A 12,889-nucleotide genomic window follows, 5' to 3' on the forward strand; every position below is an offset into this window, starting at 1 on the left:
TACTTAGGCCGTCCGCGAGCACAGCCGGCCAGCAATAGCGATCAACGGCCACTAACTTGACTCAGGGCATTGGCCAGGGCAAACACTGGCACTAAGCTATCGTCAAGGCACAAGGGAGCAGCATAATACGTCCTCGCCGAACAACCTGCCCCCCACCACAGCGAGTAACTTGCATTTGATCGCCCTGCTCCGCCTGTGCCTACTGCTGTTACTCCCCCTGACGGGTCACACGGCTTTGCTGTCCTTGCCGGCCAGCGAACAGCCCGTGCTGCCCGGCCCCTTTATGCAGGTTTGGCAGGATCCTGAAGGCCAGGCGCAGATAGCCACCGTACGCAATCTGCCCGACTCGGCCTGGCAAGAGGTCGCCAGGCGTGATGCCAGCTTCGGCTATGGCGGCCAAACCTACTGGCTGCGCCTGAGTCTGCACAATCCTGAAACACAGACCATGGACTGGGTATTGCAGGTCGGCAATCCGTTGCTGGACTACCTGGATGCATACGGCCTGGATGGCGAGCGGGTGTACCAAGCTGGCGATCAGCGCCCCTTTCAGCAGCGCTGGGTCGAGCACCGCCAGTTTGTCCTGCCCCTGCGCCTGGCCGCTGGCGAACAGCGTGAACTGTTCCTGCGCATGCAGACCGAGGGCTCGGCCAACCTCAGCGCCAGCCTGATGACGGCGTCCGCCTTCAACCACCACGAACAGTCGATGTTGCTACTGCAGGGCCTGTTCTTCGGGGCCTTGCTGGTGATGCTGATCTACAACCTGTCGATCTTCGTCATCACCCGCGACCGCAACTACCTCTGGTACAGCCTGTTTGTCGGCAGTTTTAGTCTCTATCAGTTTATTCAGCTGGGCTTTGCCTTCCAGTGGCTATGGCCCCAGGCCCTGTGGTGGCAGCAGCTGAGCTTTCCGTTCAGCTCCGCCCTCGCCACCCTGTTCGGCATTCTCTTTACCTATGGCGTGCTTGATCTCAAGAGTGGTTCCGCGATCTATACCCGCATCACTCAGACCCTGCTGGCCGGTAGCCTGGTAGTAATCGCCCTGGCGCTCGCCGCCCCCTACAGCGTGGCGCTGATCGCCAGCTTTGTCCTGCTGGTAATCTGCGCGCTGATGGCCTTCGCCTTCACCCTGCTGCGCTGGCGTGCCGGCTACCAGCCGGCCAAGCTGTTCGCCCTGGGCTGGTCCATGCTGATCTGCGCCAGCCTGTTCAGCATCCTCAGCGGCACCGGGATAATCGCCCATTCCCTGTTAACCCTGCACGCCCAGCAGATCGGCGGTCTGCTCGAACTGGTGATCTTTTCCATTGCCCTGGCCGCGCGCATCCGCCAGGCCCAGCACGCCGAACGGCTGGCCCAGGCTCAACTGCTCAGCCATGAACAGCAACTGCGTGTGGAACAGGCGAAAAGCCTCGACCTGCAAAAGCAGATCAGCGAGGGCCTGGAGCTGCGCGTAGAACAACGCACGGCCTCACTACAGCGGGCCCTGCAGGAGCTTTCCGCGGCCAATCAGCGCCTGGCCGATCTCAGCCGCCACGACGGCCTGACCGGCCTGTTCAACCGCCAGGTACTCAATGACGAACTGGCGCGAACCCTGGCCCAGGCCAAGCGTTCGCGCCAACCGCTGGCGATCCTGATGATGGACTTGGACTACTTCAAGCGGGTCAACGACGAGCATGGCCACCTGGCCGGCGATGCCTGCCTGCACCACGCGGCCCAGCGCATGCAGCAGCGCATGCGCAACAACGACCTGCTGGCGCGTTTTGGCGGCGAAGAATTTGCCGCGATACTGAGTGACACCGACCTCGCTGGCGCGACCGAGCTGGCCGAACAGCTACGCGTCGACCTGGCCAGCCATCCCTGCCAGCATGAAGGGGTCAGTATCGCGCTAAGCCTGAGCATCGGCGTCTGCGCAATGGTTCCGCAAGCCGACAGCAACAGCGAACAACTGCTGCGCCACGCCGACCAGGCCCTCTATCGAGCCAAGGCCGCCGGGCGCAACCGGGTGGAGTGCTACGAAGCCAGCGCGCTCGACGAGGTATGACGGGTAACTCCCAACAGCTGCACCACCGCCTCGTGCAGACGCGGGTCGGCCAGTACCCGCTGATGGCCACCCGCCTCCAGACGCAGTAGACGACTGTCGAACCAGGCCTGATGAATGATCTCGGCCTCGTCGAAAGGCACCACCGGGTCATCCGCGGCGTGCACGATCAGGCCCGGGATATCCAGCTGGTATTGCTTTACATCCAGCTTGCCCGCGGGCATACCGGCCTTCTCCTCGACCAGGCGCACGAAATGCGCCCCGGCCTGCGCCGGCAAACCCATATAACGGGCGAAACGGCGCAGCACGGCGAGAATCCGGCTCGGCGCGGCAATGCTCACCAGCGCTTCCGCCCGCAACCCCATCTGGGTAGCCAGCAGCATGCTGGCCCCGCCCATGGAGTGGCCGATCACCGCCTTGAGCGGCGGCAACTCGTTGGCCGCCTCCAACAGCGCATGGGCAAACTGCACCACCGTGGCCTCCTGCCCTGGCGAACGGCCGTGGGCCGGGCCGTCCAGCGCCACCACCCCATAGCCGGCCTCGACCAGCGCGCCGATCAAGCCGGCGAACTGGGTAGGCCGCCCTTCCCAGCCGTGCATCAGCAGCACAGTCGGGCCACTGCCCCAACGCAAGGCCGACAGACCAAAACGCAAAGTAATGCGCTCGGCCTGGCTCAGCAGCGGCAACTCCCAATCCCGCGGCAACGACTCTCGCGGGGTTATAAACTCACGACGCAGCTTGCTCGCCAGCGCATGGGGAGCCAGCAAGCCCACAGACGCGTTGAAACCACGAATCCAGCTTATATTGCTCATTGCCGTTCTCCTCACAGGATTGCCGACTTGGCGGCACGCAAGACGCGGTCAGACAACTCACAGGGACCCAGCGCCCGCGCCAGCGCCAGCCCCCCGACCATCAATGCGATATCGGCCAGCACCTTGTCGGCCTCCTCGGGACTGGCCGCCAATTGCGCCGTCATCAGTTCCAAGTGCTGCGCCAACGCCTGGCGAAACCCTTCGGGTAAGCGGTTCAGCTCGCCCAGCGTACTGGGCAGCGGACAGCCCTGATCGCTGGCATCGCGGTGCTTGCGTGAGAGGTAGAAGGCAGCCGCCAGAACCCGCCGCTGATCCGCCGGTAGTTCCTGATCCAGCGCCCCGAGCAAGTCGCGGCGCTGACAGAGCATCTGCTCAAACACCTCCAGCATCAGCGCGTCCTTGCTCTCGAAATGGGCATAGAAACCGCCAACGGTCAGGCCTGCTACCCCCATCACCTCACCGACGCTGGGCTCGACCGGGCCGCGCTGCAGTAGCGCGGTGCTGGCCGCGGCCAGAATGCGTTCACGGGTTTGCGCTTTCTTGTCGTTCATGCTCGCCTCCACAAATATTACAGCTGTAATATTATGCTCGTAATAATTTTAGGCAAGGGCCAAATGCGACCACTGATCGGACGGCAAGAAAAAGTTTTCAGAAGGTGGAAAAAATTGCCTGGAGCAATTTTTAACGTCGCGTAGCGACGGCCCGCAGGGTGACCGCAAGGGATGGCAGGCTATAAAAAATCGCCGGGAGCGATTTTTAACGTTGCGCAGCGACGGCCCGCAGGGTGGCCGCCAGGGATGGCAGGCCATAAAAACAAAAGGGCCATTCAATAAAGAATGACCCTTCAAAATCCCGCAGAGCGGGCAAAAATGGCGTCCCCTAGGGGACTCGAACCCCTGTTACCGCCGTGAAAGGGCGGTGTCCTAGGCCACTAGACGAAGGGGACGAAACCTTCGAAAAACAAGGCCAGCTTTACGCTGGCCCCGTGGCAGTGATTACTACTGCAAAATTGGTGGAGATAAACGGGATCGAACCGTTGACCTCTTGCATGCCATGCAAGCGCTCTCCCAGCTGAGCTATACCCCCAGATTTATCGCCTCTCGGCTCACAGCCCAAACCGGCACTGCTTTTTGATACTGGCGTCCCCTAGGGGACTCGAACCCCTGTTACCGCCGTGAAAGGGCGGTGTCCTAGGCCACTAGACGAAGGGGACGTAACCCTTCTACAACCAACCAGCTGCAAGAGCTGATTGTGGCAAGCCTTTCGGCTTTGAAGATGGTGGAGCTAAACGGGATCGAACCGTTGACCTCTTGCATGCCATGCAAGCGCTCTCCCAGCTGAGCTATAGCCCCATCTCAAGGACGGGGCGCATGTTAAGAGCACGCCCCACATCTGTCAACACTATTTTTACCTATACCTGCATTCTTTATGCTGACAGAACAACCACTTACCCCATCCCAGCGCGTCAAAACGACGACCGGGCGAGGCAATCAGCGGCTTAGAACCTGCTTCGGAGCTCGCGAGCTAGAGTGAGACAAGGCGCTACGTTAGTAACAGCCTCCGGCTGGTCAAGATGGCCGAGGAAGCGGAGTTTACGGGCTGTAAATGAGCATTCCGAGGCCATTTTTAACGCAGTATCGCCGACGCGCAGCAGATCCGAAGGAGGTTCTTAGGCGATGGCCGCCAACAGCTTCTCCCACTCCTTGTTCTCCTTCTTCGACACACCACCGAGCAGCTCGATGGCCTGGCGCAGGCGGAAGCGAGTCAGATCCGGGCCGATGATTTCCATGGCATCGAGCACCGACACCGAGCTGGCCTGACCGGTTATTGCAGCAAACATCAGCGGCATGGCATCGCGCAGCTTCAACTCCAGGTGCTCGACCACAGCCTGAATACAGCCGGTGATCTTGTCCTTTTCCCACTGACGCAAGGCTTCGAGCTTCCACAGGATCAGCTGCATCACCTGACGCACCTGATCGGCCGATAGCTTCTTGCTCTCGAACAGTTTGGCATCGGGGCTGACGCCACCGGCGAAGAAGAAACTGGCCAGCGGCGCGATCTGACTGAAGGTTTCCACCCGGCCCTGCACATGGGGGGCGATCTGCATCAGGTAGTCGGAGTTGAACGCCCATTTCTGCGCACCGGCAGCGAATTCCTCGACGCTCAGTTCGCGCATCCACTGGCCGTTAAGCCAGGACAGCTTCTCCAGATCGAAAATCGGCCCGCCCAGCGACACCCGATTGATATCGAAGTGCTCGACCATCTCGTCGAGGCTGAACTTCTCGCGCTCATCCGGCATCGACCAGCCCATGCGGCCCAGATAGTTGAGCATCGCCTGAGGCAGGTAACCCATGCGCTCATAGAAGGTGATGCTGGTGGGGTTCTTGCGCTTGGACAGCTTGCTCTTGTCCGGGTTACGCAGCAGCGGCATATAGCACAGCTGCGGCTTGTCCCAGCCGAAGTACTCGTACAACAGAATCAGCTTGGGTGCCGACGGCAGCCATTCTTCACCGCGCAGCACGTGGGTGATGCCCATCAGATGGTCGTCGACCACGTTGGCCAGGAAGTAGGTCGGCAGGCCATCGGTCTTCATCAGCACCTGCATGTCCATACGGTCCCAGGGGATCTCCACTTCGCCACGAAGCATATCCGGCACCACGCACACGCCTTCGGTCGGCACCTTCATGCGCACCACGTTCGGCTCGCCAGCGGCCAGGCGCTGTTGCACCTCGGCGGCGGGCAGGTGCATGCAGTGGCCGTCATAACGCGGGGTCTGCTTGGCTTCCATCTGCTCGGCGCGCAGCTTGTCCAGACGTTCGGCGCTGCAGAAGCAGTGGAAGGCATGGCCCTTGCCCACCAGCTCGGCGCTGTACTTCTGGTAGATATGCCCACGCTCGCTCTGCCGATACGGGCCGTGCGGGCCGCCGACGTCCGGACCTTCGCTCCACTCGATACCCAGCCAGCGCAGGGCGTCGTAAATCTGTTGTTCCGACTCGCGGGTCGAGCGCACTTGGTCGGTATCCTCGATGCGCAGGATAAATTCGCCACCGTGCTGACGGGCGAAGCACAGGTTGAACAGGGCGATATAGGCGGTGCCTACGTGCGGATCGCCAGTAGGCGACGGCGCAATACGGGTACGGACGGTGGTCATGGCGGCTCTCAGACAGGCAAAGCGGATTAAATCGAGGCGGCGATATTAACAGGCTGGCCGCCGCCGGCTCCAGCAAGCGCGGCATACCTTTGTGGGAGGGGCTTTAGCCGCGACAGGATCACTGCTGTTCGCGGCTAAAGCCCCTCCCACACCAAGCCCGGCCCACATTTAGCCAATCAGACCTGCAACAGCCGCTCGCGCAGCTTGTGGATTTCATCGCGCAGCTGCGCCGCCGCCTCGAACTCCAGGTCGCGGGCCAGCTGGTACATCTTCTCTTCCAACTGGCGGATGCGTTTAGTGATCTCGCTCGGCGAGCGCAGTTCGTTCTCGTAGCGCGCGCTTTCTTCGGCCGCCTGGGCCATGCCCTTGCGCTTCTTGCTGCGCGAGCCCGGCACGGTCGCCCCTTCGAGAATGTCCTGAACGTCCTTGAATACGCCTTTGGGGATAATGCCGTTGGCTTCGTTAAAGGCGATCTGCTTGTTACGGCGGCGCTCGGTTTCGCCGATGGCGCGCTCCATCGAGCCGGTCATGCGATCGGCATAGAGAATCGCCCGACCATTGAGGTTACGCGCGGCGCGGCCGATGGTCTGGATCAGCGAACGCTCGGAGCGTAGGAAACCCTCCTTGTCGGCATCGAGAATCGCCACCAGCGACACTTCCGGCATATCCAGGCCTTCGCGCAGCAGGTTGATCCCCACTAGCACATCAAACGCACCGATACGCAGGTCGCGGATAATCTCAACCCGCTCCACCGTGTCGATGTCCGAGTGCAGGTAGCGCACCTTGACGCCGTGGTCGGCCAGGTAATCGGTCAGATCCTCGGCCATGCGCTTGGTCAGGGTGGTGACCAGCACGCGCTCCTCGATAGCCACGCGCTTGTGGATTTCCGACAGCAGGTCATCGACCTGGGTCCGCGCCGGACGCACCTCGATCTGCGGGTCGACCAGGCCGGTGGGCCGCACCAGTTGCTCGATCACCCGCCCGGCATGCTCGGCTTCGTAGTTGCCCGGCGTGGCGGAGACGAAGATGGTTTGCGGGCTGGCCGCCTCCCATTCCTCGAAACGCATCGGCCGGTTATCCAGCGCCGAAGGCAGGCGGAAGCCATATTCCACCAGGGTTTCCTTGCGCGAGCGGTCGCCCTTGTACATCGCGCCCACCTGCGGCACCGAAACGTGGGATTCATCGATCACCAGCAGGGCCTGGTCCGGCAGGTAGTCGTACAAGGTCGGTGGCGGCTGGCCAGAGTCGCGACCCGAGAGGTAGCGCGAGTAGTTTTCGATACCGTTGCAATAACCCAGCTCGATGATCATCTCCAGATCAAAGCGGGTGCGTTGCTCCAGGCGCTGAGCTTCCACCAGTTTGTTATTGCTACGCAGGTATTCCAGACGCTCGACCAACTCGACCTTGATCTTCTCCACCGCCTCCAGCAGCACCTCGCGCGGGGTGACGTAGTGGCTCTTGGGGTAGAAGGTGAAGCGCGGCAGCTTGCGGATCACCTCGCCGGTGAGCGGATCAAAGGCCGAGATGCTTTCCACCTCATCATCGAACAGCTCGATGCGAATGGCTTCCAGATCCGATTCCGCCGGGAAGATATCGATCACATCGCCGCGCACACGGAAGGTGGCGCGAGCGAAATCCATATCGTTGCGGGTGTATTGCAGATCGGCCAGGCGGCGCAGCAGGGCGCGCTGGTCCATTTTGTCGCCGCGATCGACGTGCAGCACCATCTTCAGATACGACTCGGGGCTGCCCAGGCCGTAGATGCACGACACCGTGGTGACGATGATCGCATCCGGCCGTTCCAGCAGCGCCTTGGTCGCCGAGAGGCGCATCTGCTCGATATGGTCGTTGATCGAGGCGTCCTTCTCGATAAAGGTATCCGAGGACGGCACATAGGCTTCCGGCTGGTAGTAGTCGTAGTAGGAAACGAAATACTCCACCGCATTGTTCGGGAAGAAGCTCTTGAACTCGCCGTAGAGCTGCGCGGCCAGGGTCTTGTTCGGTGCCAACACCAGGGTCGGACGCTGGATCTGCGCGATCACATTGGCGATGGAAAAGGTCTTGCCGGAGCCGGTTACGCCGAGCAAGGTCTGGTGCGATAAACCCGCCTCAAGCCCCTCGACCATCTGCCGGATTGCCTCCGGCTGATCGCCAGCGGGCTGAAAACGGGTGACCAGTTGGAACTCGGACATGAAGGACCTCGACAAGCGGCTGTGACGCGATCTGAAAGCGTACGTCAAAACCGGTGAAAAGCGTGTGCCTGCTGTCGCGGCACAGGTTATGGCTCGGTATACTACCGGCCCACTTACGCAACCCCTAGCCTCAGTCGTAGCAGGGTGTTGCCTGACACTCATCTCTCCTCTTCAAGAGCTGCCGCCTCCATGAGCCTGTTCTCTGCCGTCGAAATGGCACCGCGCGACCCCATCCTGGGCCTCAATGAAGCATTCAACGCCGATACCCGTGCGACCAAGGTCAATCTGGGCGTGGGCGTTTACTACAACGAGGAAGGCCGAATTCCGCTGTTGCGCGCCGTCGCCGAAGCCGAAAAAGCCCGCATTGAAGCCCATGCGCCGCGTGGCTATCTGCCGATCGAAGGCATTGCAGCCTATGACAGCGCCGTGCAGACACTGTTGCTGGGTGCCGACTCCGAACTGATTGCCGCTGGTCGGGTAATTACCACCCAGGCCGTGGGCGGAACCGGCGCACTGAAAACCGGTGCCGACTTTCTCAAGCGCCTGCTGCCGAACACTGTAGTGGCCATCAGCGACCCGAGCTGGGAAAACCACCGCGCACTGTTCGAGTCTGCCGGTTTCCCGGTGCAGTACTACCGCTACTATGACGCAGCCAGCCACGGGGTAAACCGTGCCGGGATGCTCGAAGACCTGAGAAACCTGCCGGCCCGCTCGGTTGTGGTGCTGCACGCCTGCTGCCACAACCCGACCGGCGTCGACCTGTCGCTGGACGACTGGAAAGCCGTGTTGGAAGTGCTGCGCGAACGCGAACACGTGCCCTTCCTCGACATCGCCTACCAGGGCTTCGGTGACGGCATCGAGCAGGACGCCTTTGCCGTACGCCTGTTTGCCGAGTCGGGCCTGCAGTTCTTCGTTTCCAGCTCCTTCTCCAAGTCCTTCTCGCTGTACGGCGAACGCGTCGGTGCCCTGTCCATCGTCACCGGCAGCAAGGAAGAAGCTGGCCGCGTGCTCTCGCAGGTCAAGCGCGTAATCCGCACCAACTACTCCAACCCACCGACCCACGGTGCCACCGTGGTCGCCACTGTGCTTAACAGCCCAGAACTGCGCGCCCTGTGGGAAGACGAGCTGGCCGGTATGCGCGAACGCATTCGCGGTATGCGCCTGAGCATGGTCGAACAGCTTGCAAAACTCGGTGCCAAGCGCGATTTCAGCTTCGTCGCCCAGCAGCGCGGCATGTTCTCCTACTCGGGCCTGACCGCCGAACAGGTCGAGCGCCTGAAAAACGAATTCGGCATCTACGCTGTCGGCACCGGGCGCATCTGCGTCGCTGCGCTGAACCAGCGCAATCTGCCGGCTGTTACTCAGGCCATCGCCCAGGTGCTCTAAGCCGTCGCCAAGGGAAGTCATGCAAACTTGACTTCCCTTTCTTAATCAGTAGGATACGCGCCGTCATTCCGCGATAGCTCAGTCGGTAGAGCAAATGACTGTTAATCATTGGGTCCCAGGTTCGAGTCCTGGTCGCGGAGCCAAATTTGAAAGCCTCGGTTACTCCCGGGGCTTTTTTGTGCCTGCGGACTCTCACCTGGACTACGTCCCAGGTTATTCGCTTCGCTCACCCCTTCGGGGCCGCGCTAAAGCGCGTTCAGCTTCGCTGTCGAATCCTGGTCGCGGAGCCAAATTCAAAGCCTCGGTTTATACCGGGGCTTTTTTGTATCCGCCGGACTCTTACCGGGACTACGCCCCAGGTTATTCGCTGCGCTCACCCCTTCGGGGCCGCGCTAAAGCGCGTTCAGCTTCGCTGTCGAGTCCTGGTCGCGGAGCCAAACATAAAAACCCAGCCATCCGGCTGGTTTTTTATTGGCTATGTACCCGCTAACTGCTACTCGGTTGTCCGGCTTACACCTATTAGTCCCCTCGCCCCTCCGGGGAGAGGGTTAGGGAGAGGGGAGCATTCGCCGCGGAGTCGCATCTCCTACCACCCCGAAAACGCCTGATTAGGCCTAGGCGTTAAGCTGCGGCTGCCCTGCCTTGGGTTTGAAATACAGGGTTTCACCGCGGGTGAGGTTGGCCAAGCTAAGGTGATCCTTGGCCACTTCGGCTTCGATCGGCTCGCTCTGCCCGGTGACCTTGAGGGTCACGCGGGTGATTGCACCGAGCGGGCGGATGTCGCGTACTTCGCCGGCCTGGTGGCCTGCTTCGGCCTGGCGCGAGAGATGAATCTCGTGCGGACGGAACAGCACGTGGGTGTCGTTGCCGACATACAGGCGGTTGGCATCACCGAGGAAGTGATAGACGAAATCGCTTGCCGGCTTCTCGTATACCTCACCTGGCGAGCCGATCTGCTCGACCACGCCCTTATTCATCACCACGATACGATCGGCCACTTCCATGGCTTCTTCCTGGTCGTGGGTCACAAACACCGAGGTCAGGTGCACTTCTTCATGCAAACGCGCCAGCCAGCGGCGTAGCTCCTTGCGCACCTTGGCATCCAGGGCACCGAAGGGTTCGTCGAGCAGCAGTACTTTCGGCTCTACCGCTAGGGCGCGGGCCAGGGCGATACGCTGACGTTGACCGCCGGAAAGCTGCTCCGGGTAACGATCCGCCAGCCAGTCGAGCTGCACCAGATCGAGCAACTCGTGGACCTTCTTCTTGATCACATTCTCGTTCGGCCGCTCGCCTTTTGGCTTCATGCGCAGGCCGAAGGCGACGTTGTCGAACACCGTCATATGACGGAACAACGCATAGTGCTGAAACACGAAGCCGACGTTACGGTCGCGCACATCGTGGTTGGACACATCTTCGCCGTGGAACTCGATGCTGCCGCTGTCCGGGGTTTCCAGGCCGGCGATGATGCGCAGCAAAGTGGTCTTGCCGCAGCCGGACGGGCCGAGCAAAGCGACCAGTTCGCCACTCTGGATATTCAGGTTGATGTCGTTCAGCGCTTTGAACGCATTGAAATTCTTGCTGACGTTAGAGATTGCAATCGACATGACTTATTCCTCGCCAGCACTAGCTTTCAGGCGGTTGATACGCGACTCGCTCCACTGCTTGAGCAGCAGGATAAACACCGCCATCAGCAACAGCAGACTGGCGACGCTAAAGGCGGCGACGTGGTTGTATTCGTTGTAGAGAATCTCGACATGCAGCGGCAGCGTATTGGTATAGCCACGGATATGCCCGGACACCACCGATACCGCGCCAAACTCGCCCATGGCCCGCGCGGTGCAGAGCACCACGCCGTAGATCAGGCCCCATTTGATATTCGGCAGGGTCACGTGCCAGAACATCTGCCAGCCGTTGGCGCCTAGCAGGCGCGCGGCCTCCTCTTCCTGAGTGCCCTGCTCCTGCATCAGCGGGATCAGCTCGCGGGCAACAAAGGGCACGGTGACAAACACCGTGGCCAGGACGATGCCCGGCAAGGCGAAGATGATCTGGATATCGTGCTCGCGCAGCCAAGGGCCGAAGAAGCCCTGGGCCCCGAACAGCAGCACGTAGTTCAGACCGGCAATCACCGGCGACACCGAGAATGGCAGATCGATCAGGGTGACCAGCAGGCTCTTGCCGCGAAACTCGTACTTGCTTACGCACCAGGCTGCGGCCACGCCGAATATCAAGTTCAGCGGCACCGAAATGCCCACGGCGAGCAGAGTCAGCTTCAGCGCACTGATCGCGTCAGATTCGAAGATCGCACCAAAGAAGGTGCCAAAGCCGTGCTTTAACGCTTCGCTCAGCACGATAAACAGCGGCAACACTAGGAACAGCAAAAACACCAACCAGGCGCTGACGATCAACAGCCGGCGACCGAGCACATTGCCGCGACGTGCGGCGTTGGCCGAGGCTGATGCGCTTAGGGTAATAGAAGACATGGCGACCTCCTCAGGACTTGGCGATCTGGCGCTGCAGCAGGTTGATCAGCAGCAGCAGAATAAAGGAGACCACCAGCATCAACACGCCGATCGCCGTGGCACCGGTGTAATCGTACTGGTCGAGTTTGACCATGATCAGCAGCGGCAGAATCTCGGTTTTCATCGGCATGTTGCCGGCGATAAAAATCACCGAACCGTACTCACCGACACCACGGGCAAAGGCCAGCGAAAAACCGGTCAGCCAGGCCGGCAGCAACGCCGGCAGCAGCACATGGCGAAACACCTGCAGCGGTTTGGCACCCAGGCAGGCAGCCGCTTCTTCCACCTCACGGGGAATGTCAGCCAGCACCGGCTGAATGGTGCGCACCACAAACGGCAGGGTGACAAAGGTCAACGCCAGGGTGATACCGAGGGGCGTGTAGGCAATCTTGAAGCCCAGGTCGGTAGCGAACTGGCCGACCAGCCCGCTAGGGGCATACAAGGCGGTCAGGGCAATACCGGCAACGGCAGTGGGCAAGGCAAAGGGCAAATCGATCATCGCCTCGATGATCTTGCGACCTGGGAAGCTGTATCGCACCAGAGCCCAGGCCAGCAGCGTGCCGATAATGCCGTTGATTACGGCGGCCGCGAAGGCAGTGGCAAAGCTCAATTTGAGCGCAGCCAGTACTCGCGGTGAGGAAATAATCGCCCAGAACTCAGCCCAGGTAAGTTGAGCGGCGTGAACAAACATGGCACCCAGCGGAATCAGCACCAACAGGCTGAGATACACCAGGGTGTAGCCCAGCGTCAGCCCGAAGCCGGGTATGACGGGGGAAGTATGACGAGACATGGTT

Annotated in this window: 9 protein-coding genes and 5 tRNA genes; 3 read left to right on the forward strand and 11 right to left on the reverse strand. The window is 60.9% G+C overall.

Translation table 11 applies throughout. The features are described from left to right. Nucleotides 1-175: 175 nt before the first annotated feature. Nucleotides 176-2,038, forward strand: a complete 1,863-nt coding sequence (locus VMP31_RS19505) for a diguanylate cyclase (protein ID WP_325509354.1) — start codon at nucleotides 176-178, stop codon at nucleotides 2,036-2,038. Here VMP31_RS19505 and VMP31_RS19510 read toward each other — a convergent pair. From VMP31_RS19510 to uvrB, 8 genes are all read right to left on the reverse strand, one after another. Further along, nucleotides 2,008-2,847 carry an alpha/beta fold hydrolase gene (locus VMP31_RS19510; RefSeq protein WP_325509355.1) on the reverse strand — a complete coding sequence of 280 codons (840 nt, stop codon included), beginning with the start codon at nucleotides 2,845-2,847 and terminating at the stop codon, nucleotides 2,008-2,010. The two genes, VMP31_RS19505 and VMP31_RS19510, sit on opposite strands and share 31 nt — an antisense overlap. A gap of 11 nt (nucleotides 2,848-2,858) precedes the next feature. Next, nucleotides 2,859-3,398: a TetR/AcrR family transcriptional regulator gene (locus tag VMP31_RS19515; RefSeq protein ID WP_325509356.1), complete on the reverse strand. Its 540-nt coding sequence runs from the start codon at nucleotides 3,396-3,398 to the stop codon at nucleotides 2,859-2,861. 319 nt (nucleotides 3,399-3,717) lie between these two features. Next, nucleotides 3,718-3,793 (reverse strand) — tRNA-Glu (locus tag VMP31_RS19520). 64 nt (nucleotides 3,794-3,857) lie between these two features. After that, nucleotides 3,858-3,933 (reverse strand) — tRNA-Ala (locus tag VMP31_RS19525). A gap of 51 nt (nucleotides 3,934-3,984) precedes the next feature. Further along, nucleotides 3,985-4,060: transfer RNA gene (locus VMP31_RS19530), tRNA-Glu, on the reverse strand. 63 nt (nucleotides 4,061-4,123) lie between these two features. Next, a tRNA-Ala gene (locus tag VMP31_RS19535) sits at nucleotides 4,124-4,199 on the reverse strand. Between the two features lie 317 nt (nucleotides 4,200-4,516). Continuing rightward, a complete protein-coding gene (gene gltX / locus VMP31_RS19540) occupies nucleotides 4,517-5,998 on the reverse strand; it encodes a glutamate--tRNA ligase (protein WP_325509357.1) in 1,482 nt (493 codons plus the stop codon). A 176-nt stretch (nucleotides 5,999-6,174) separates the two neighbouring features. After that, on the reverse strand, nucleotides 6,175-8,190 hold the full coding sequence (gene uvrB, locus VMP31_RS19545; RefSeq protein WP_325509358.1) for an excinuclease ABC subunit UvrB: 2,016 nt from the start codon (nucleotides 8,188-8,190) through the stop codon (nucleotides 6,175-6,177). Nucleotides 8,191-8,379: 189 nt separating this feature from the next. Between uvrB and VMP31_RS19550 the strand changes: the two genes are divergently transcribed. Both VMP31_RS19550 and VMP31_RS19555 read left to right on the forward strand, forming a co-directional pair. Next, the gene (locus VMP31_RS19550) at nucleotides 8,380-9,576 is read left to right on the forward strand and encodes an amino acid aminotransferase (RefSeq protein ID WP_325509359.1); all 1,197 of its coding nucleotides are present in this window, start codon (nucleotides 8,380-8,382) and stop codon (nucleotides 9,574-9,576) included. 67 nt (nucleotides 9,577-9,643) lie between these two features. Further along, nucleotides 9,644-9,719: transfer RNA gene (locus VMP31_RS19555), tRNA-Asn, on the forward strand. Between the two features lie 471 nt (nucleotides 9,720-10,190). On the opposite strand, the gene VMP31_RS19560 is transcribed toward VMP31_RS19555, so the two are convergent. The 3 genes from VMP31_RS19560 to cysT are packed head-to-tail and all read right to left on the reverse strand — an operon-like array spanning nucleotide 10,191 to nucleotide 12,885. Continuing rightward, nucleotides 10,191-11,180 (reverse strand): sulfate ABC transporter ATP-binding protein, encoded by a 990-nt coding sequence (locus tag VMP31_RS19560; protein ID WP_325509360.1) that lies wholly within the window; start codon nucleotides 11,178-11,180, stop codon nucleotides 10,191-10,193. A gap of 3 nt (nucleotides 11,181-11,183) precedes the next feature. After that, the gene (gene cysW / locus VMP31_RS19565) at nucleotides 11,184-12,056 is read right to left on the reverse strand and encodes a sulfate ABC transporter permease subunit CysW (RefSeq protein ID WP_325509361.1); all 873 of its coding nucleotides are present in this window, start codon (nucleotides 12,054-12,056) and stop codon (nucleotides 11,184-11,186) included. Between the two features lie 10 nt (nucleotides 12,057-12,066). After that, nucleotides 12,067-12,885 carry a sulfate ABC transporter permease subunit CysT gene (gene cysT, locus VMP31_RS19570; protein ID WP_325509362.1) on the reverse strand — a complete coding sequence of 273 codons (819 nt, stop codon included), beginning with the start codon at nucleotides 12,883-12,885 and terminating at the stop codon, nucleotides 12,067-12,069. Nucleotides 12,886-12,889: the final 4 nt, after the last annotated feature.

Source organism: Pseudomonas sp., from assembly GCF_035512415.1.
GTDB lineage: Bacteria > Pseudomonadota > Gammaproteobacteria > Pseudomonadales > Pseudomonadaceae > Aquipseudomonas.